General features: G+C 62.9%; 15 protein-coding genes and 1 tRNA gene. 9 read left to right on the top strand and 7 right to left on the bottom strand.

The window, feature by feature from the left end; all coding sequences use genetic code 11:
* Positions 1 to 82: 82 nt before the first annotated feature.
* Positions 83 to 1246 carry an acyl-CoA dehydrogenase family protein gene (locus tag BB347_RS11355; protein ID WP_076581523.1) on the bottom strand — a complete coding sequence of 388 codons (1164 nt, stop codon included), beginning with the start codon at positions 1244 to 1246 and terminating at the stop codon, positions 83 to 85.
* Between the two features lie 196 nt (positions 1247 to 1442).
* Between BB347_RS11355 and BB347_RS11350 the strand changes: the two genes are divergently transcribed.
* From BB347_RS11350 to BB347_RS11335, 4 genes are all read left to right on the top strand, one after another.
* Positions 1443 to 2501, top strand: a complete 1059-nt coding sequence (locus BB347_RS11350) for a TAXI family TRAP transporter solute-binding subunit (RefSeq protein ID WP_236995946.1) — start codon at positions 1443 to 1445, stop codon at positions 2499 to 2501.
* A complete protein-coding gene (locus BB347_RS11345) occupies positions 2501 to 4663 on the top strand; it encodes a TRAP transporter permease (protein ID WP_076581522.1) in 2163 nt (720 codons plus the stop codon). The genes BB347_RS11350 and BB347_RS11345 overlap by 1 nt, the downstream gene beginning before the upstream one ends.
* Positions 4664 to 4755: 92 nt before the next feature.
* Positions 4756 to 6327: a long-chain-fatty-acid--CoA ligase gene (locus BB347_RS11340; protein WP_076581520.1), complete on the top strand. Its 1572-nt coding sequence runs from the start codon at positions 4756 to 4758 to the stop codon at positions 6325 to 6327.
* A gap of 311 nt (positions 6328 to 6638) precedes the next feature.
* Complete coding sequence (locus tag BB347_RS11335; RefSeq protein ID WP_076581519.1) at positions 6639 to 7778, top strand: acyl-CoA dehydrogenase family protein; 1140 nt, start codon at positions 6639 to 6641, stop codon at positions 7776 to 7778.
* A gap of 108 nt (positions 7779 to 7886) precedes the next feature.
* Here BB347_RS11335 and BB347_RS11330 read toward each other — a convergent pair whose 3' ends face one another.
* The gene (locus tag BB347_RS11330) at positions 7887 to 9029 is read right to left on the bottom strand and encodes a thiolase family protein (RefSeq protein WP_076581517.1); all 1143 of its coding nucleotides are present in this window, start codon (positions 9027 to 9029) and stop codon (positions 7887 to 7889) included.
* A gap of 120 nt (positions 9030 to 9149) precedes the next feature.
* Positions 9150 to 10508, bottom strand: a complete 1359-nt coding sequence (locus BB347_RS11325) for a metallophosphoesterase (RefSeq protein WP_076581515.1) — start codon at positions 10506 to 10508, stop codon at positions 9150 to 9152.
* Between the two features lie 221 nt (positions 10509 to 10729).
* Between BB347_RS11325 and BB347_RS11320 the strand changes: the two genes are divergently transcribed.
* The 5 genes from BB347_RS11320 to BB347_RS11300 all read left to right on the top strand — a co-directional run bounded on the left by BB347_RS11320 (position 10730) and on the right by BB347_RS11300 (position 14434).
* Positions 10730 to 11614 carry a 3-hydroxyacyl-CoA dehydrogenase family protein gene (locus BB347_RS11320; RefSeq protein WP_076581743.1) on the top strand — a complete coding sequence of 295 codons (885 nt, stop codon included), beginning with the start codon at positions 10730 to 10732 and terminating at the stop codon, positions 11612 to 11614.
* Positions 11615 to 12050: 436 nt separating this feature from the next.
* A complete protein-coding gene (locus tag BB347_RS11315; protein ID WP_076581514.1) occupies positions 12051 to 12998 on the top strand; it encodes an oxidoreductase in 948 nt (315 codons plus the stop codon).
* 124 nt (positions 12999 to 13122) lie between these two features.
* Positions 13123 to 13464 (top strand): ferredoxin, encoded by a 342-nt coding sequence (locus BB347_RS11310; RefSeq protein WP_076581512.1) that lies wholly within the window; start codon positions 13123 to 13125, stop codon positions 13462 to 13464.
* Positions 13465 to 13672: 208 nt separating this feature from the next.
* Positions 13673 to 13756: transfer RNA gene (locus tag BB347_RS11305), tRNA-Leu, on the top strand.
* 435 nt (positions 13757 to 14191) lie between these two features.
* Positions 14192 to 14434, top strand: a complete 243-nt coding sequence (locus BB347_RS11300; protein ID WP_076581511.1) for a hypothetical protein — start codon at positions 14192 to 14194, stop codon at positions 14432 to 14434.
* Positions 14435 to 14456: 22 nt separating this feature from the next.
* On the opposite strand, the gene BB347_RS11295 is transcribed toward BB347_RS11300, so the two are convergent.
* The 4 genes from BB347_RS11295 to nadA all read right to left on the bottom strand — a co-directional run bounded on the left by BB347_RS11295 (position 14457) and on the right by nadA (position 19555).
* Positions 14457 to 15950, bottom strand: coding sequence for an aldehyde dehydrogenase family protein (locus BB347_RS11295; RefSeq protein WP_076581509.1), 1494 nt, complete (start codon positions 15948 to 15950; stop codon positions 14457 to 14459).
* A 106-nt stretch (positions 15951 to 16056) separates the two neighbouring features.
* Positions 16057 to 16872: a carboxylating nicotinate-nucleotide diphosphorylase gene (gene nadC, locus BB347_RS11290; protein WP_076581508.1), complete on the bottom strand. Its 816-nt coding sequence runs from the start codon at positions 16870 to 16872 to the stop codon at positions 16057 to 16059.
* 5 nt (positions 16873 to 16877) lie between these two features.
* A complete protein-coding gene (locus BB347_RS11285) occupies positions 16878 to 18419 on the bottom strand; it encodes an L-aspartate oxidase (protein WP_076581506.1) in 1542 nt (513 codons plus the stop codon).
* 2 nt (positions 18420 to 18421) lie between these two features.
* Positions 18422 to 19555, bottom strand: coding sequence for a quinolinate synthase NadA (gene nadA / locus BB347_RS11280; protein ID WP_076581505.1), 1134 nt, complete (start codon positions 19553 to 19555; stop codon positions 18422 to 18424).
* Between the last annotated feature and the right edge of the window lie 69 nt (positions 19556 to 19624).

The raw sequence follows: 19624 nt of genomic DNA, 5'->3' as shown, positions 1-19624 counted from the left end.
ACTGCCCTGTACCGGTTCAGGGCCGTCACCGCTCGTCCACAACGACGAAAAACGGTTTTCGGTCGCGACCGTCGACGGTTCGCTACTGGTAGGCTTTGAGCCCGGTGAACTCCTCGCCCAGCACGAGCGTGTGGATGTCGTGGGTCCCCTCGTAGGTGTAGACCGTCTCGAGGTTGGCCATGTGACGCATCGGCGAGTAATCGGTGGTAATGCCGTTGCCACCGAGCATCTCGCGGGCGATCCGGGATTGGTCGCGCGCCGTTCGCACGTTGTTGCGTTTAGCCATCGAGACGTGTTGTGGGCGCATCTCGCCGCGCTCTTTGAGTTCGGCCAGCCGGTGGGCCAATAGCTGGGCGAGCGTGATCTGGGTGCCCATCTCGGCGAGTTTGCGCTGTTGGAGCTGGAAGCGTCCGATCGGGCCGCCGAACTGGTCACGATCCTGGGCGTACTGGCGCGCCTCCTCGAAACAATCGCGTGCGGCACCGACGGCACCCCAGGCGATACCGTACCGGGCCTGGGTGAGACACGACAGCGGCCCCTTCATGCCCGAAACACCCGGCAGGACGTTCTCCGCGGGGACGTAGACGTCGTTGAGGCCGATCTCGCCCGTGATCGACGCGCGCAGCGAGAGCTTCTCCGTGATCTTGTTGGTCGAGACGCCGTCGCGATCGGTCTCAACGAGGAAGCCCCGAACGGGGTCGTCCTCGCTCGAGCGATCGCGCGCCCAGACGATGGCGACGTCAGAAATTGGGGAGTTGGTGATCCACGTCTTCGAGCCATTGAGGACGTAGCCATCACCATCCTGTTCGGCGTAGGTTTCCATCGCCGAGGGATTCGAGCCGTGTTCGGGCTCTGTCAGCCCAAAGCAGCCGATGGCCTCGCCCCGCCCCATCGCCGGGAGCCACTCCTCTTTCTGTTCGTCGCTGCCGTAGGCGTGGATGGGGTACATGACGAGCGCGCCTTGCACCGAAGCCATCGAGCGCAGCCCCGAGTCGCCGGCCTCGAGTTCTTGCATCAGTAGTCCGTACGCCGTTTCGGAGACGTTCGGCGAGCCATACCCCTCGAGGTTCGGGGCGTAAAAGCCCAGCTCACCCATTTCGCCGATGAGTTCGGTGGGGAACGTGCCGTTTTCGAAGTGCTCGCCGATCTCCGGTTTGACGCGTTCGTCGACGAACTCTCGGGCCGTATCCCGGATCATTCGTTCTTCCTCTGCGAGGTCCTCCTCGAGCGTGAAGAAATCCAACATGGATACCACATCAGCGATGTGGTCCATAGGTATTGTGGTTCCCGGTTACACACTCCCGTTCGGACGGAACGTGCTTCAGGGTAAATTGCCGCCGTGCGTGGATTGATACCATTGGTCTTAGAAAGAGAGAAACATTCTCCGCGCTCTGTTTCGCGTTTCGGTACTTCTATAGGCGTTGCTCACAGACGGCCATGGTATGGCACACCAACCGAGTGGCCAGTCTACCGTATCGACCCGGCGGTCGTTTCTGTACGCTGCCGGCGTCGGGACGTCAGCAGTACTCGCAGGTTGTCTCGGTGGCAACCAAGGGGAACCAATACGCATGCGGACGTCGACCGAAGGGACGACTGCCTACGCCGCAAATCAGGGTATCGCGGCGGTCATCAACGAACACAGCGACGAACTCTTCCCTGAGGCACAGACGAGTCCCGGGACGGAGGCCAACGTCGGCGCGCTCATGCGGGAGGAAGCCGAGATGGTGTACCTCCAGGACTGGGCTGCCTACGAGGTTACCGAGGGAATCGACGAGTACGGCGACCTCGAGTTCCAGATGGCGCAAGTGTTTCACTTCTACGACCTGCCGTGGTTCTTCTGTACGGCGGACGACGACATCGAGACGCTCGAGGACGCGACGAGCGAGACGACGATCTCGCCGACACCGGAAGGGTCGGGAACCGCTCCTGCACTCGAGTACATGCTCGAGAACGCGATCGGCGACTACGACCGCGTGAGTCTCACGTACGACGAGCAGGCCAACGCCATGGAGGAAGGCCGTCTCGACATCGGCGTCGGGACGTACATGAACTTCGACACCGAACCCGGGTGGCTCCAGGAGATGATGAGCACGGTCGACCTTCGCATCCTCGACGTCGCCGACGAGACCGTCGAGGAGTGGGAGAACGACGAACGGCTCTTCATCGAATCCTTCGACGGCAGCGAACTCGAGGAGGGCGAGTCCAGCCCGAATCGGTCCCCGACGAAATCCAGTCTCAAACGTTCGCTCACAACTTCGTCTCGCGAGCGGATCTGGAGTACGATCTGGTCTACGACTTTCTGGAGGAACTCCACGAACACCGCGAGTCACTCGACGAGTACCACGGCGTCCTCGGGCCGCTCGAGGACGAGGAATTTTGGGTCGAAAACGCGTACGACGACATGCCGTTTCACGCGGCGGCCGCCGACTTCTTCGAGGAACTGGGTGTCTGGTCGGACGACCTCGAGCGCGCCGAGGAGCCGTAACCGAGTTGAGCACTAATGGAACGAACAATACCTTACGCCGATCGATTCGCTGCCCGAATGCCCACGTTCGTCGCCGAGCGGGTTCCGAGACGACTCACGCCGCTGGTCGTCCTCAACGCACTGGTCACGCTGCTCGCGATCACGTTCACCGTCTGGACGATCTACTACGCGTACTCGCTGATGTGGATGCGTCTGCGGTTCTCGAACGTCTTCCTCGGATTAGGCCTCGCGTTGTACTACCTCGACGTGGTCCGAACGCGCTACGAGGAGGCGGAGTCGGCCGAACAAGCGACTCCCGATCCGGCGGCGATGAACGCCTCTGGGCCCACCAGCGTGTCGAATCGCGGCCTGTTCGCCCGGATTCGGGAGGGCTACGACCGTATCGACCCGTACATCGCACTCGCCTCGGCGGTGTTGGCACTCGCCGCGACGGCCTACGTCGAACTCAACTTCCAGCGGCTGCATCAGGACGTCCACCTCGCGGGTCACACCCAGATGGACCTCGTCGTCGGCGTCGTGTTGATCGCGCTGGCAATCGACGCGACTCGCCGCGCGTTCGGGAACATCATCGCCGCCGTTACGGTGGCTTCGATCGCCTACGCACACACGGCGTTCGCGATGTACCTGCCCGGCGTGCTCCAGCACATCGGCTACGACTGGACGCGGATCACCAGGGAAGGCGCCATCGAGCTCACGGGCGTCTACCACGACACGCTGATGGGGATCGGCTCGACGTGGGTCGCGATCTTCATCATGTTCGCCGGCATCGCCAAAGCCTACGGCCTGATGGACTTCGTCCTCGAGGTCGGTCGGGAACTGGGGAAGACGCTCAAGACGGGAGTCGTGCAGATCGCCGTCATCGCCAGTATGGTGATGGGATCGATCACCGGTAGCGCCGCGGCGAACACCGCCACGACTGGTAGCTTCACGATCCCGATGATGCAGGATCAGGGAATCCGCGACGACTTCTCCGCCGCGATCGAGTCGGTCGCCTCCGCCGGCGGCCAGATGCTCCCGCCGGTGATGGGCGTCGCCGCGTTCCTCATGGCCGACTTCATCGGCGTCAGCTACCTCGAGATCGTGCAGGCAGGCATTATTCCGGCCGTGTTGTTCTACCTGAGCGTCGGTATCGGCATTCACTTCGCCGTCTTGAAGTTCGGCTGGACCTCGCCGAACGTCGGTTCGTTCGACTGGCGACTCCTGTTGAACGGCATCCACTTCGCCGTGCCACTCGGTGTGCTCCTCGTCACGCTCATCTGGCTTCGGTATACGCCGCTCACCGCCGGACTGTACACGATCATCACGATCTTCGTCGTCGGTAGTCTGAAACTCGTCGTCGTCGACGCACTCGAGGCCTCACGCGCCGACTCCGGTCCGACCTCGGTAAAATCCGGTGTCGCGTGGGCATTCAAAGAGTGTTATCGCGTTTTCGAGCAGATCGCACTCGCCCTTCGTCGCGGTGGCCTCGAGATGGCGCCGCTCGTGGGCGTGCTGGCCGCGATGGGCGTTATCATCGAGATGCTGACGTTCACGGGGCTCGCGCCGCGAGTCAGTACGTCCATCCTCGGGATCGGCGGCGGCATGCTCTTCGTTGTCCTGTTCCTCGCGATGATCGCGAGCATCCTGTTCGGTCTCGGAATGCCGACGCCGGCGGCGTACGTGCTCGTCGTCGTGCTCGTCGTCCCCGGCGTCACCGAGATGGGCGTCCCCGAGATCGCCTCGCACATGTTCGTCTTCTACTTCGCGATGCTCTCTGCGATCACGCCGCCGGTTGCAATTTCGGTCGCGATCGGTGCCCGAATCGCCGGCACGAGCTTCGTCAAAGCCTGTCTCCAGGCGCTCCGGATCGGGGCACCCGGCTTCGTGATTCCGTTTGCATTCGTCGTGAACGACAGCCTCATCTACTGGTCCCAGGAGACGCTGCTCGCGTTCCCCGTCGTCCTCGCCGGAACGGTCGCACTCATCGTGGCGACCATCGGCTTCGACGGCGCACGAAACCTCTCGTATCCGGTTCGTGGCTTCTACGTCGTCGCAGCGTTCGTCGCGATGTTCGGATCGCTCGTCAGCGTCGTCCTTCAGGTCGTCGCGGCGGCGGCAATCGTGGCTGCGCTCGGCTACGCTAAGACTGTCATCGGCTACGACGATTCCCACACCGAGGCGAGCCCGACGTCGGACTAACGTCTCGAGTTCACCGTCTTCGTCATCGACGCTGAGGGACCGACCCGGACAGGAATCCTTTAGTAGTGCTCAGCCAATCCACGAACAAGCGAATGACCAATCTCGTTACGACTGTCGCCGAGACCGTCGAATCGAACCCCGATTCTCCCGCAATCGTCTACGAGGGGACGGAACTCACCTACGAGCAGTTCTGGACTCGTGCCGGCCAGTTCGCGCAGGCGCTGCACTCTCGTGGCATCGGCGAGAACGACCGCGTCGGCATCTACCTCCCAAATCTCCCGCAGTTCGTGACCGCGTTCTACGGTACGCTGCGTGCCGGCGCCATCGTCGTCCCGATGAACCCCCAGTACAAGGCCCGCGAGATCGGTCACCTGCTGGACGACAGCGGGGCGAAGGCGGTCGTCTCCCTGGCTGACAACGTCCCGAACGTCGTCGAGGTACTCGAGGACACAGACGTCGAGCAGGTCATCAGCGTTGGTGGCGCTGTCGAGGGTGCAACCGCCTTCGACGAGTTCCTCGCGGACGACACTGTGGGTGTCGTCGACCGCGCGGACGACGACGTGGCAGTCCAGCCCTACACGTCGGGGACGACTGGGACCCCGAAGGGCGTCCTCCTCACTCACAACAACATCCGCTGGACGACCGAAGCCAACGCCGACGTGCCACACGGCGGCTTCCAGGCGTCCGATCGTCTCGTCGGTACCCTCCCGCTGTTCCACATCTACGGCATGTCCGTCGTGATGAACGGAGCGATGTACAGCGGCGGTGCCTACTATCCGATCCCCGAGTGGGACGCACCGACCGTGATGGACCTGATCGAGGAAGAAGACCTCTCCATCATGTTCGGCGTGCCGGCGATGTTCAACGATATGATCAACCAGCCCGACGCCGCGGAGTACGAACTCGAGGCGCTCCGGTTCGTCAACTCCGGCGGCTCCAGTCTGCCCCTCGAGGTCCTCGAGCGCTTCGAGGATCTCTACGGCGTCGAACTCTACGAGGGCTACGGCCTGACGGAAACCAGTCCGGTCACGCACGCGAACCGAAAGGGTGCGCGCCGAAAGGGCAGTATCGGAACACCCCTCGAGGGTCCCGGCGACACCAGCGTCGAGGCGAAGGTTGTCACTGACGACTTCGAGACGGTTCCGCGCGTCGAGGAGGGGCCGATCGACGAAGAAGAAGCCGACCTCCACGAGATCACGGGCGAACTCGTCATCTCGGGTCCGAACGTCATGCAGGGCTACTACGAACTGCCCGAGGCGAACGACGAGGTGTTCACCGAAGAAGACGGGACGACCTGGTTCCACACCGGCGACATCGGCTACTGGGACGAGGACGACTTCTTCTTCGTCGTCGACCGTGAGAAGCACATGATCGTCACCGGCGGCTACAACGTCTACCCGCGGGAAGTCGAAGAACTTCTCTTCGAACACGAAGATATCGCGGACGCGGCCGTCGTCGGCGTTCCGGACGACCGGCGCGGCGAGACCGTCCAGGCGCTCGTCGTCCCGACTCCGGACGCGGATGCCACGTCCGAAGACATCAAAGACTACTGTCTCGAGCACATGGCTGCGTACAAACACCCTCGCGAGGTCGAGTTCGTCGAGGAACTCCCGCGAACAACGACGGGGAAGGTCCAGAAGTTCAAGATCCGAGAGCAGGAGTGAGATCCCCCGTTCGAAACGATTTGCGCCGCCAGCACGACGCTCGAATATAGCGTCTATGGAGATTACCGTTGTAAAGTATCGGGCGGAGAGTGCTCGTCCGTCGACCGTTCGATCTGGAAACCAGCGCACCCCACTAGTCGGTTGAAGGGCCGAAGCATTGGGTATATGCGACGAAATTCGTCGAAAAGCACTCAGATGTAATACGCGTCGTTCGTGTCGAATATCTTTACAACGTTCGGTATCGATACGAGATCGGTTGCAACTGTTGAATGGATCGAAGCTATTTTGGTACCTGACCACAATCGTCACGTATGGCATTCACGCTGTCGGCCGAACACGAAGCGATTCGCGACGCCGTCCGTGACTTCGGCGAAAACGAGATGAAACCGGTCGCCGAGGAACACGACCGCGAGCACAAGTATCCAGAAGAGATCCGCAAAACGGCCGCGGAGTACGACTTCGTCGCCCCCGGTATTCCGATCGACTACGGCGGCGCTGGCATGGACAAAATCTCGAGTACGATCGTCACCGAAGAGCTCTGGCGCGCCGATCCGGGTATCGGTTCGGCCGTCGGTTCCGCCGGCTTCGGGACGAACATGATCATCGAGTTCGGCGACGAGTGGATGAAAGAGGAGTGGCTCCCCAAAATCGCCAACGGCGAAACGGCTTCCTGTTCCATGATCTCCGAGCCAGCACACGGCTCGAACGTCGCCGGCATCGAGACGGTCGCCGAGAAGGACGGTGACGAGTACGTCTTGAACGGCAACAAGATGTGGATCACGAACGGTACCGTCGCAGACGTCGGCGTCCTGATGGCTAAAACGAGCCCCGACGAGGGTCACCGCGGCATCACCGCATTCCTCGTCGAGATGGACCGTGATGGCATTTCGACCGACAAGATCTCCAACAAACTCGGCATCCGCGCCTCCGACCTCGCCGAGGTCGTCATCGACGACGTTCACATCCCAGAGGAGAACGTTATCGGCGAAGTCGACAAGGGCTTCTACCAGCTGATGGAGTTCTTCGCCGCTGGCCGAACCAGCGTCGCCGCACAGGCCGTCGGTGCCGCACAGGGTGCACTCGACGCCGCAATCGAGTACGCGAACGAACGCGAGCAGTTCGACCAGAAGATCAAGGAGTTCCAGGCGATCGAACACAAACTCGCCGAGATGGCGACGAAAGTCGAGGCCGCTCGCTCGCTGACTTACCGTGCCGCCAGCCAGGTCGAGAAGAACAACCAGGACGTCGCCGCGCAGTACTCGAGCATGGCGAAGCTATTCGCCTCCGAAATCTCTGTCGAGGTCGCCGACGAAGGTATCCAGGTCCACGGCGGCTCGGGCTACGTCACGGACTACCCGGCCGAGCGCTACTACCGCGACGCCCGCATCACGAAGATCTACGAGGGAACGAGCGAGATTCAAAAGAACATCATCGCCGACCAGATCCTCTAGAGCGGATCTCGATCCCCCTCTCTTCTGTCGTTTTCGACTCCTGTTTTTTCCGGATGGAGTGTCGGAGGCCGCGAGTCACACGAATCGCAAACGCTGACCGACCCTGGATTACTGCTCGGGAACGCGGAACTCCACGGCCGCTCCTTGTCCGTACCCGACGCACATCGTCGCCAGGCCGAGTCCGCCGCCCTGGCGCTCGAGTTCGTGGATGAGCGAGACGGGGAGGCGCGCGCCGGAGGCGCCGAGCGGGTGACCGATGGCGATCGCGCCGCCGTTGACGTTGAAGATGTCGTCGTCGAAGCCGAGTTCGTCCTGACAGTACAGCGTCTGGCTGGCGAAGGCTTCGTTGAGTTCGACGAGGTCGTACGCCTCGGCTGAGCGGCCGTTTCGCTCCCAGAGGCCGTAAACGGCGGGGGCGGGGCCGATTCCCATCACCGTCGGATCGACGCCGGCGACGTTGTGGTCTTCGATTTCGGCGCGGATCTCGAGGCCGCGTTCCTCGGCGAATTCGCGACTCGTGACGAGGACGGCCGCTGCACCGTCGGAGACCTGCGAGGCGTTGGCCGCGGTGACGGTGCCGTCTTCCTCGAAGGCTGGTGGAAGGCCGCTGATCTTCTCTTTCGTGGTGCCCGGACGCAGCCCCTCGTCTTCCTCGACGACCTGCTCCCCCGTGTCGATGGGAACGATTTCGTCGTCGAACTTGCCCGCCTCGGTGGCTTCGACTGCACGTTGCTGACTGCGCGCGCCGTAGGCGTCCTGGCGCTCTCGAGAGATGTCGTACTCGCGGGCGACCTTCTCTGCGGTCTGGCCCATCGCGAGGCCGGCCGCGTCGTACTGTTCTGCGATCCCGTCGTAGGCGTCGATTCCCTTTCGGCGCTCGGTCCGGGACATGTTCTCGACGCCGCCGGCGACGATCACCTCGCGTTGGCCGGCGCGGATGGCGTCACTCGCACTCATGATCGCTTCGGCAGAGGAGGCACAGAGTCGGTCGATGGTGGTCCCCGGCACGTTCTCGCCGAGTTCCGAGAGAAGGGCGATGACGCGGGCGATGTTGTTACTCTGCTCGTCGACTTGCTTCGCACAGCCCCAGCGAACGTCGTCGACGTCGTCGCCCGTGAGTCCGCTTCGCTCGAGCATCGTATTGACGAGCGGAACGGAGAGTTCCTCGCTGCCGGTGTCGGCGAAGACACCGCCGTGTTTGCCCTGTGGGGTTCGACACGCCTGCACGATGACTGGTTGCTGATCGCTCATTGATACTGATTGACTCGCACTCGGTCGGTAAAGTAACTCCGTTTGTCGACGCCGAGTGGGGCTCTCAGACGAGTCAGTCGCGCATCGTTTCGACGAGTCAATCGTTCGGATCTCGACGAATCAGTCGTTCGGGATCTCGGTTGATGATTTCGGACCGTCGGCCGTAACGAGCGTCCGATCGGGAAGCGCTGGCGGCGGAGCCTGGCCCAGCGTCAGCAGGCGTTCGGTGCGGGTGACTTCATCCGAACTCGGACTCGCTTTCTCGATCTCTTCGTACTCCACGGCGACGCCCTCCGGAACGGCCGAAATCCGGACGGCGCAGAGTTGATACGACGGGTAGAACACCGGTGGGAGCACCCCGGTGACCACGTCCCGTCGATGAAGCCGTTTGAGCCACGTTCCGGTGTTGACGAGCACCCGCTCGTCGACCTCGCGCACCAGCGGGCGGTGCGTGTGTCCGTAGCAGAACACCGCCGTCTCGGGCCTGTCGGCGAAGACCTCGCGGGCGGCCCGCTCGTAGGGCTCGTCGGGGTCGACGGTGAGATCGGTCTCGAGGACGCCGAATCGATCGACGGTCTTCCCGAAGTCGCGGAGGATGAAGTAAATCGGAACGGCTGCGAGAAGGAGGACACCGGCAATCGCCGCATTGACGACGAGGAGGAAGTGAACGGCTTCCCCCACGAATCCGAGCTGGGTGAGCACGGCGTCCGTTCGCTCGACCGGCATCCGCCAGACGCCGGCGACGTCCAGCCCTGCAAGCACCGCCAGTACAACGCTCACGTTGAACAACAGCAAAAACGGGATCGCGGCGTATCGCAAGAGGGGATTCATCTCTCGGTAGAAGTACTTCGAGAGGAGCCAACGAGGCACCCGTTCGGTGGGCGTAATCGCCTGCACGTCTTTCAGCCAGTTGAACCGGCCCCGATCCGAGAGTTGGCCCGCGCGACTCGTCACGAGGGTGTTGTAGTAGTAGCCGAGGGGTCTCTCGTAGGGATTGCCGAAGTCCTCGAATCGATTGTTGGAATCTTGCTGGTGACCGTGTTCGAACCAGATCGTTCGATCACCAACCGGGCGAGTGATCGACTCGGCTTGCACGAGGTCGACGTTGTACTCGGCCAATCGCTCGACGTACTCGTCGTAGGCCGCGAGTTCGCTGTCGTGATTGCCCGGCAAGAGCGTGATCGGGATCGAGTCGCCGGTCGCGCGCAACTGCTCGAACAGTTCGGGGTAGCGCTCGAGGAGGACGTCGAATTTCGCCAACCCGCGGACCTCGGTGAACTCCCACAGGCCGAAGGCGTCGCCGTTGATCACCAATTCGGCATTTTCGTCGGTCGTCTCCAGGCGCTCGAGAAACGCGAGCAACTCCGCTAAAAAATCGATCTGCCCTAACTGTTCGTCGCCGCCGATGTGGAGATCGCTGATCACGTAGTAGACCGGGCTGTCGTCGTGATCTACCCCCGACCCGTCGTGTTCGTCCATCGGTCAGCTATCCACCTCGAATACGTATAATGCTGGGCCCAGAGGGACTCAGAACGTTCGTGTTTCGATGTCGGTTCCCTTCAGCCACTGCGTCACCGCTTCCCGTCATCGCTCGTCACCTCGCGTTCCCACGCGTCGATTTCGTTTCAATCGTTCGGGCGAACGTTGCCACTCGTCTCGAGAGAGGAACGTTTTTGCTTGCGACTCGAGTCGACACGCACATGCAAATCGCAGTGCTGGGAGCCGGAAGCATGGGCCACGGTATCGCACAGGTGTCCGCAATGGCGGGTCACGACGTGATCTTGCGGGACATCGAGGAGGAGTTCGTCGAAGACGGCATTGAGGGTATTCGAACCAACCTCCAGGGTGGCGTCGACCGTGACAAGGTCACGGAAGACGAGATGCAGACGGCCCTCGATCGGATTTCGGGCACGACGGACCTCGAGGCGGCCGTCGCGGACGCGGACCTCGTCATTGAGGCCGTCCCGGAGGACATGGATCTCAAGAAGGACGTCTTCACGGACATCGAGGCCGCGACGGGCGAGGAGACGATCATCGCCTCGAACACCTCCTCGATGTCGGTGACGGAGATGGGGAGCGTGCTCAAGCACCCCGAGCGCGTCGTCGGATTGCACTTCTTCAATCCACCGCACCTCATGGACTTAGTCGAGATCATCATCGCCGAACAGACCGACGAGCGCACCGAATCGGTCGCCGTCGACTACGTCCGCGACCTCGAGAAAGAAGACGTCGTCGTCCGCGACACCGCCGGGTTCGCCTCCTCGCGTCTCGGCATCGCGCTCGGCCTCGAGGCGATTCGGATGGTCGAGCAGGGCGTCGCCAGTCCCGCAGATATCGACGAGAGCATGTCTATCGGCTACGGCCACCCGATGGGGCCACTCGAGTTGACCGACCACGTCGGCCTCGACGTTCGCCTCCACATCGCCGAACACCTCCGCGAGGAACTCGGCGAGCGATTCAAGCCGCCACAGTCCCTGCGACGGAAGGTTCGCGCGGGCAACCTCGGTAAGAAGACTGGCGAGGGATACTACGTCTGGGCGGACGGCGAACGCGTCGGGATGAGCGGCGACTGGGACGACGAGTAACTCGCCGCGAACGTCGTCGGTTTCGAGGACGGGAGTCGATTTCTACTCGAACATCTTTCAAACTCAAACATCTGATGAACTCGACCTGTAGTGTTCAAAACGTTATTTACAATTAGGTGATGTATACTTCCGTGTCGACGAGCGTTTTTGGAGAGTCTTTGGTCGAAACCTCTTCGTCGGGTAGTTTGACGGATATCTGGGGCGTTACAGACGGCTATTAACTGGAGGTGAGTTGCGACTCGAGCGGGAATTTCGACACGCTGTCGAGAAAATGATGGATACAAATGATAGCTTCGAAATTGATAGGTTGTGTTCGGATGCGCTCGAGTTACGTGCCCGCTTCTCGTCATAATTTGATGCTTCGTTCGCGTCCGTCATCGCGTTCGCTGTGGATGCACGGCCGACGCTTAGGTGCCGTCGCGACCAGTGGGCAGCTATGGGCTGGACAGTAACGGACGTTCCCGACCTCCACGGCACCACGGCCGTCGTCACCGGTGCGAACAGCGGAATCGGTCTCGAGACGACCCGCGAACTCGCTCGCAACGGCGCGACGGTTATCATGGCGTGTCGAGACGCCTCGAGCGCCGAAAGGGCTACCCGGAACGTTCGAGGCGACGTTCCCGACGCGGACCTCCGCGTCGAATCGTGCGATCTAGCGAGTCTCGAGTCGATTCGCGAGTTCGCCACCCGTCTCGAGGGCGAGTCGGTCGACGTTCTGATCAACAACGCTGGAACGATGGCGATCCCGCGTCGGGAGACCGAAGACGGGTTCGAGACGCAATTCGGCGTCAACCACCTCGGCCACTTCGCGCTCACGGGGCTCCTCCTCGAGCGACTTCGGACCGACGACGAATCGAACCCTGCACGCGTGGTGACGGTCTCGAGCGGACTTCACGAACGCGGAACGATCGACTTCGATGACCTCCACGGCGAGGGGAGCTACGACGGCTGGGACGCCTACGCCCAGTCGAAACTCGCGAACGTGTTGTTCGCCTACGAACTCGAGCGACGGTTTCGAGCGGGCGACGCGAACGCGATGAGCGTCGCCGTCCACCCCGGATACGCGGATACGAAACTGCAGTTTCGGGGGATCGAGGGCCGCGGCACGTGGATTCGAACGGCGCTTCGTCGCTTCGCGAACGCCGTCTTCGCGCAGTCGGCCGAGGCGGGAGCCCTCCCGACGCTCTACGCGGCGACGGCACTCGACGCCGAAGGCGGGGCGTACTACGGCCCCGGCGGACTGGCGACCATGCGCGGGTCGCCGGAGCGCCAGGCGTCCTCGGATCGGTCCTACGATCGGGAAACGGCTCGCCGACTCTGGGCCGTCTCGAGCGAGTTGACGGGTATCACCTACGACCTTCCGGAACCCGCCGTTTCGACGTAACTCACGCAGTCTCGGTGTGACTCACGTAGTCTCAGTGTGACCTACTCCAGTATCAGTGTGATTCTCTGGGGCATCGTTCGCGGCGACCGTAACCTGAAAGACGACCCAGTCGAATAGGCTAGCAATGAGCGACGACGACGGTATCCAGCGTGCAAGCGACGTCGGCTCGAGCGACGCCCCGCCGATCGAGGAAAAGCCCTACAAACTCATCTTCGAGGCCAACAAGTGCTTCGGGGCCGGCAAGTGCGCCGAGGTCAGCGATAACTGGGAGATGTCCATCGCCTCCGGAATCGCCAAGCCGAACACCTACTTCTTCGACGAGGACGACCTCGAGCACAACGTTCGTGCGGCGGAGATCTGTCCCGCGAAGAAAGACGAGGGCTGTATCCACGTCGTCGACCGACGGACAGACGAGGAGATCGCGCCGGATCCCCACGGCGACGGCACGCTCAGCGTCGACTGGTAGCGTTTCTCGAGTCGATACTCGAGGAGGACCTTTTGTTGCGGTCCGTTCACTCCGTTCACGTCACTGGCAAAACCTCCGCCAAAAGCCTCCTCACCCCCACTTGGGGGATTGTCGGCCCGCTCGCGAAGGTCGCTCGCGGAAGGACAATGCGAACACCGATATCGAAACGCACATCCCACCGTATGGCCAACGAACGAGTGCATTCTGCGCGAGGGTAGCCAAGCAGGCCAACGGCGGTGGGCTTAAGACCCGCTCCCGTAGGGGTCCTTGGGTTCAAATCCCAACCCTCGCATGTTGCCACGAACACCCGTGAGTGGCAACTGCGCCAAGCGGGATTTGAACGAGAGAAGTCGCAGCCCGAACGCGGGTGAAACGAGCGTTCTGGACCGTCTTCACGTTGTTCAAATCCCAACCCTCGAATTGCTGTTGTGAGCAATTCGCGAGCAACAGCAATCGGATTTGGATTTGAAGTAAACGAGTCGCAGCGCCCGAGCGAAGCGAGGGCGACCGTCTCGGCGTAGTTCAAATCCCAACCCTCGCCAACTCTCGCCAATTCTCATCACTCTTCGCTCCTCACATACCCACTCGAGTCGGCGTACTCCTCGAGTCTCGCTGTGTTAGGACGCTCGGGTTTCAACGGCGAACGCAGGCTTGGAACTTGATCGTCGGTGGAGCGTGCAGGTGCAACCGTTTCACGTCCGGAACTAATAGCACACTCGAGCGACCGATGTCGGATCCAGACCAGGGACAATCACGAGTCGAGAACAACCGATTAGCGATCACCGTGGTCGTCGGCTCGTTGATCGTCGCCGCGCTCGTCGTCGTGCTCGTTCGATCGGGCTGGATCGACCTTCTCGTGCCGGAACACGGCCCCGCAGCCGACGCGTTACCGCTGTACGTGTTGGTTGCGGTCGTCCTCTTCGTGCTCGTGGTCTGGAGTTGGAGTCGCCTGTTTTCGTGGTTCAGCTAAGAGTTCCCGTCGCCGTCGCTTCTTAGAACGGGTACTCGCGTGACTCGCGCTGGATCGAGATCCACTTGGTCGTCGTGAGTTCCTCGAGGATCGAGTCGGCGTTGTACCGCCCCAGTCCCGACTGTTTCATCCCGCCGAAGGGAACGTGTGGCTCGTCGTTGATCGGCTGGTCGTTGATGTGGATCATTCCGGTTTCGATCCCGTCGGCGATCCGTCGAGCTTGCGCGAGATCCTCGCTGTGGACCGATCCGGAGAGGCCGTGGATCGTCTCGTTGGCCAGTTCGATCGCCTCCTCGTCGCTCGAGTAGGGGATCGCTGGTGCGACGGGGCCGAAGTGTTCGTTGCACGCGGCGGCCATGTCGTTGTCGGCCTCGGAGAGAACCGTCGGCTCGACGACCAGCGAGTCAGCGACCTCGTCGATGTTGGCCGCCCCGCCGCCGGTTTCGAGTGTCGCACCTTCGTCGACGGTTTCCTCGACGTACTCGAGGATCTGGTCACGTTGGCTCTCGTCGATGATCGGGCCGATCACCGTCTCCTCGTCGGTCGGATCGCCACTCGGCAGACTCGCCGCGCGGTCGGCGAGCGCGTCCACGTACTCGTCGTAGACGTCCTCGTGGACGAGGTGACGGTTGATCGAGATGCAGGCCTGACCCTGGTGGAGAAACGAGCCGAAGACGCCGCCGTCGACGGCGCGCTCGAGATCCGCGTTCTCGGTGACGACGTGGACGTTGTTGCCACCGAGTTCGAGGGCGGGGAGCGCGCAGTTCCCGGCCGCGTTGGCGGCGACGTGCTGGCCGATTTCGGTCGACCCGGTAAAGGCGAGCACGCGCGGAACATCGTGGTCCGAAACCGCGTCGCCAACCGCCGAACCGCGGCCGGTGACGACGCTCAGGACGCCCTCCGGAACGCCGGCTTCCTCGAAGATGCGCGCAAGGAGTAATCCGCCCGAAATGGGCGTGTTCGAGGCTGGTTTGAGCACGACGGCGTTTCCGGTCGCGAGCGCCGGTGCAACTGCTCGCATCGAGAGGTGCAGCGGGAAGTTCCACGGCGAGATAACGCCGACGACGCCGGCGGGCTGGCGTTCGACGACGTTCTCCTTGCCGGGAATCGTCGATCCCTTGTGCGACCCGTCCATCCTGAAGGGGTAGCTCGCGGCCTGTTGCATCATTCCCGTCGCGGTCTGGAGTTCTGCCCCACACTTGACCTGCGTGCTGCCCGACTCGAGGGCGAGCAACTCCGTGATCTCCTCGCGATGGTCCTGTACGAACTCGAGTGCGGCGGTGATCACGCCCGCTCGAGCCTGTGGTGGCTGGTCGGCCCACTCCCGTTGAGCCGCGGCCGCGCGTTCGTAGGCCTGATCGACGTCGTCCTCGGTTCCGGCCGGAACGGTCGCGATCTCCTCGCGCGTGAAGGGGTTCTCGACGGTGATCGTCTCGCGGTCGTCGGGTTCCGTCCACTCGCCCGCGAGGTACAGTGCGTTCCACCCCGTCTCCGGTGCTAACGGTAGGTCCGTCATGCTCACTCTTTCCCGACGAGCGTGGAAAAGGGACACACGCGCAGGCGCAACGAGACGGAACTACCCTGCTCTCAGCAGCGAGCAGCCCTCGAGTGGGTGTCGACGCTCACTCGCCTGTCCGAAACGACAGGTCCAGCGACGGCGCGGAGTGAGTGAGCGATCCCATCGAGATCACGTCGACGCCCGTCGCGGCGTAGTCGGCGACCGTCTCGAGCGTAATGCCACCGCTCGCCTCCGTCAACACGTCGTCGTAGTCAGCGAGTAACGACACGGCTTCGGCCGTCTCGTCGGGGGACAGGTTGTCGAGCAAGACGACGTCTGCGCCGGCCTCGGCGGCCCGCGGAGCGTCCGAAATCGTCTCGACTTCCACGTCGAGGTTCGTCGCGAAGGAGGTTCGTTCCCGGAAGTGCTCGATGGCACCCTCGAGGCCCATCTCGGCGACGTGGTTGTCCTTGACCATCACCATGTGCGAGAGGTCGAGTCGATGCGTGTCGCCGCCGCCCGCGACGACGGCCCGTTTCTCGAGGCCGCGCAGGCCGGGCGTCGTCTTTCGGGTCGCGGCGATTCGCACGTCGTCGGATTCGCTCCGAGCCTCGTCGACGACCCGCTGAGTGCGCGTCGCGATTCCCGATGCGTGACCGGCGAGATTGACGGCGACGCGCTCGCCTCTGAGGACGTCGCGTGCGGGTCCCTCGACGCGAAGGAGTTCGGCCCCGGGTTCGACGGGGGTGCCGTCCTCGAGCGCGTCGCGAACGTCGACGCCGAGAGACTCGAAGACGGCCGTCGCGGCCTCGAGTCCCGCAACGACGCCGGATTCTTTCGCGACGAGTCGACCCGTCGTCTCGCCGGGCACCTGATTCGTCACGTCGTGGTGGCCGACGTCTTCCCGGAGCCAGCGTTCGACCTGTGCGTCGGTGATCATCTGGATCAGTCGCTGGTTGGGTGTTCGGCCATTTGTTCGTCACTCGAGTCCTCGACGACGTAGTGACACCCCGCCGACTCCCCGTTCTCGCTCGCAGCGCGCGCGATCAACAGCGCGACGACGCTGGCGTTGCGGAGTTCGTAGAGGTCTCGAGCGGTCCGCGTTCGGACGTAGGCGTCGACCTCGCCTTTGAGCCGTCGGAGGACGGCACCCGCTCGGGCGATGTCGTCGGGGTCTCGCTCGAGGCCCAGATACTCGTCCATCGTCTGTCTGAGTCGGACCGCCTTCTCGGCGGCGAAGCGTTCTGGAAGTTCGGGGTCGCTGTTGCGGAGGTCGGGAGTCTCGACGACCTCGGGGTCGGCGTCCGTAGTCGCGGCATCCTCGCCCGCTCGCAGCCCCCAGACGAGGCCCTCGAGCAGGCTCGTACTCGCGAGTCGGTTCGCGCCGTGGACGCCCGTTCGAGCGCACTCGCCGACGGCGTAGAGTCGGTCCAGCGAGGTTCGCCCGCGCTCGTCGACGTCGATTCCGCCACACAGAAAGTGCTCACAGGGCGCGACCGGAATCTCGGTGCCGTAGATGCCTCGGTCCCGGCACTTCTGAGCGAGGGCGGGGTACTCGGCGTCGAACTCGCCCTCGAGAGTGCTCACGTCGAGGACGACCTCGCCGGTCGCCTCGAGTTCGGTCTCGACGGCGCGGGCGACGACGTCGCGGGGTGCGAGTTCGGCGTCGGGGTGGGAGTCGGCCATGAACCGCTCGCCGTCACCGTTTCGCAGGACGGCCCCCTCGCCGCGCAGGGCTTCCGAGAGCAAGAACGGGTCGTCACCATCGTACGCAGTGGGGTGAAACTGCACGTACTCGAGGTCCGCGACGTCGGCCCCGGCGAGGGCGGCCATGGCGATGCCGTCGCCGGTCGCGTCGTCGGGATTGGTCGAACGCGAGTAGAGCGCGCCGATGCCGCCGGTCGCGAGGATTGTCGTCCCCGCAAAGACGGGGTGGCCCGTCGCCATCTCGTCGGTCAGGACGCCGTGGACGCGCCCCTCGTGGGTGAGCAACTCGAGGGCGGCCGTATCCTGGCGCACCTCGATTCGCTCGTGCTCGTCGATGTGGTTCAAAAACGGCCGCAAGACGTGCGTTCCTGTCTCGGCGTCGACGTGGAGAATTCTGTTTTCGGAGTGGGCTGCCTCGCGCGTGTAGTCGAACTCGCCGTCCGCGGTTTCGTCGAAGGGGATCTCGAGCGTCTCGAGGAGCACGTCCTCGACTGCGTCGTCGGCGTTTTCGACGAGCACGTCTATGGCGTCGGGATCGGCGGTCCCGTCGCTGGCTGCGAGGATGTCGGTTTTGAGGCTCTCGGGGTCGTCCCGCGTCGTCGAGATACCGCCCTGGGCCCAGTCGGTGCTGGTGTCGTCCGGGCGTTCGGCCTTCGTGACCAGACAGACGTCGGCACCGTCCCGGGCAGCCTGCAACGCGGCCGCACAGCCGGCGATGCCGCTGCCGACGACGAGGACCTCCGCAGTGTCGTGGTCGTCTGGAGTCTGTGAGTCAGTCATGGCTAGATCTCGAGCATGCGCTCGAGGGCGACGGTCGCGAGTTCTTTCTCTTCGGGGGCGACCTCGATCACGTTGCGCTCGCGGCCGGCCACGAGTTCCTCGAGCACCCAGGTCAGGTAGTTGGGGTCGATCTGGCGCATCGCGTTGCAGTCCATGCAGGCGTCCCCACAGAGTGGGAGGACGTTTACTTCGGGGTGCCAGCGTTGGAGGTGCTCGGTGAGGTGGATCTCGGTGCCGATCGCCCAAGTGTCGCCAGGGTCGGCCGTTTCGACGGTCTCACAGATCGTCGCCGTTGAGCCGGCTTTGTCCGCAGCTTCGACGACTTCGCGGCGACACTCGGGATGAACGATGACCTTTGCATCCTCGTGTTCGGCCCGAATTTGCTCGACGTGATCGACGCGGAATCGCTCGTGAACCTGGCAGTAGCCGTCCCAGAGGATGATGTCGCTCTCGGCGACGTCCGCGGCGTCTTTCCCCTCGGGATCCCACGGGTCCCACTCGGCGATGTCGGCTTCCATGCCCAGCCGGTAGGCGGTGTTCTCGCCGAGGTGCTTATCGGGCAGGAAGAGGACTTTATCACCCCTCTCGAAGGCGTACTCGAACGCCTTGTGCGCGTTCGAGGAGGTACAAACCAAGCCACCCTGACTCGCACAGAACGCCTTCAGGTCAGCGTACGAGTTCATGTAGGTGATCGGGATGATGTTCTCCTCGGGCGCGGCGGCGGTAATTTCGGCCCACGCCGCGTCGACCTGCAGGGCTTCGGCCATCCCGGCCATCGGACACGACGCCTCCATGCTCGGGAGGATGACGGTCTGCTCGTCGTCCGTAATGATGTCCGCGCTTTCCGCCATGAACGTCACGCCACCGAAGATCACGTACTCGGCGTCCGCATTCGCCGCCTCTTTCGAAAGCTGGTAGGAGTCGCCGACGAAATCGGCGTGCTCGACGATTTCGCGTCGCTGGTAGTTGTGCCCGAGGATCACGACGTCGTCGCCGAGTTCCTCGAGTGTCGTCTCGATACGTCTCGTCCGTTCATCTTCCTCGAGATCCCGATAGCGGGGCGGCAATTGCTCGAGGGAGTCGTATTTGAACAGACTGAGATCGGTGTCCAGCGCTGTGGTTTCCATTTTCACCATCGTAGGTCACTTTTTGGTAGTCTCACATCACATGGCTCTATTGAATAACTTTTTCCTTCGAACAACCAT

This window comes from Natronorubrum daqingense, assembly GCF_001971705.1.
In the GTDB taxonomy this organism is placed as follows: domain Archaea; phylum Halobacteriota; class Halobacteria; order Halobacteriales; family Natrialbaceae; genus Natronorubrum; species Natronorubrum daqingense.
This window is presented reverse-complemented; position numbering and strand designations above follow the sequence as displayed.

What these genes read in the sequence shown, in the direction of transcription:
- BB347_RS11300 (WP_076581511.1), top strand. Translation starts at nt 14,192, where the DNA reads ATGTCGGATCCAGACCAGGGACAATCACGAGTCGAGAACAACCGATTA.
- BB347_RS11330 (WP_076581517.1), bottom strand. Translation starts at nt 9,029, where the DNA reads ATGAGCGATCAGCAACCAGTCATCGTGCAGGCGTGTCGAACCCCACAG.
- BB347_RS11310 (WP_076581512.1), top strand. Translation starts at nt 13,123, where the DNA reads ATGAGCGACGACGACGGTATCCAGCGTGCAAGCGACGTCGGCTCGAGC.
- nadC (WP_076581508.1), bottom strand. Translation starts at nt 16,872, where the DNA reads ATGATCACCGACGCACAGGTCGAACGCTGGCTCCGGGAAGACGTCGGC.
- BB347_RS11340 (WP_076581520.1), top strand. Translation starts at nt 4,756, where the DNA reads ATGACCAATCTCGTTACGACTGTCGCCGAGACCGTCGAATCGAACCCC.
- BB347_RS11350 (WP_236995946.1), top strand. Translation starts at nt 1,443, where the DNA reads ATGGCACACCAACCGAGTGGCCAGTCTACCGTATCGACCCGGCGGTCG.
- BB347_RS11295 (WP_076581509.1), bottom strand. Translation starts at nt 15,950, where the DNA reads ATGACGGACCTACCGTTAGCACCGGAGACGGGGTGGAACGCACTGTAC.
- BB347_RS11345 (WP_076581522.1), top strand. Translation starts at nt 2,501, where the DNA reads ATGGAACGAACAATACCTTACGCCGATCGATTCGCTGCCCGAATGCCC.
- BB347_RS11335 (WP_076581519.1), top strand. Translation starts at nt 6,639, where the DNA reads ATGGCATTCACGCTGTCGGCCGAACACGAAGCGATTCGCGACGCCGTC.
- BB347_RS11315 (WP_076581514.1), top strand. Translation starts at nt 12,051, where the DNA reads ATGGGCTGGACAGTAACGGACGTTCCCGACCTCCACGGCACCACGGCC.
- BB347_RS11320 (WP_076581743.1), top strand. Translation starts at nt 10,730, where the DNA reads ATGCAAATCGCAGTGCTGGGAGCCGGAAGCATGGGCCACGGTATCGCA.
- BB347_RS11285 (WP_076581506.1), bottom strand. Translation starts at nt 18,419, where the DNA reads ATGACTGACTCACAGACTCCAGACGACCACGACACTGCGGAGGTCCTC.
- BB347_RS11325 (WP_076581515.1), bottom strand. Translation starts at nt 10,508, where the DNA reads ATGGACGAACACGACGGGTCGGGGGTAGATCACGACGACAGCCCGGTC.
- nadA (WP_076581505.1), bottom strand. Translation starts at nt 19,555, where the DNA reads ATGGTGAAAATGGAAACCACAGCGCTGGACACCGATCTCAGTCTGTTC.
- BB347_RS11355 (WP_076581523.1), bottom strand. Translation starts at nt 1,246, where the DNA reads ATGTTGGATTTCTTCACGCTCGAGGAGGACCTCGCAGAGGAAGAACGA.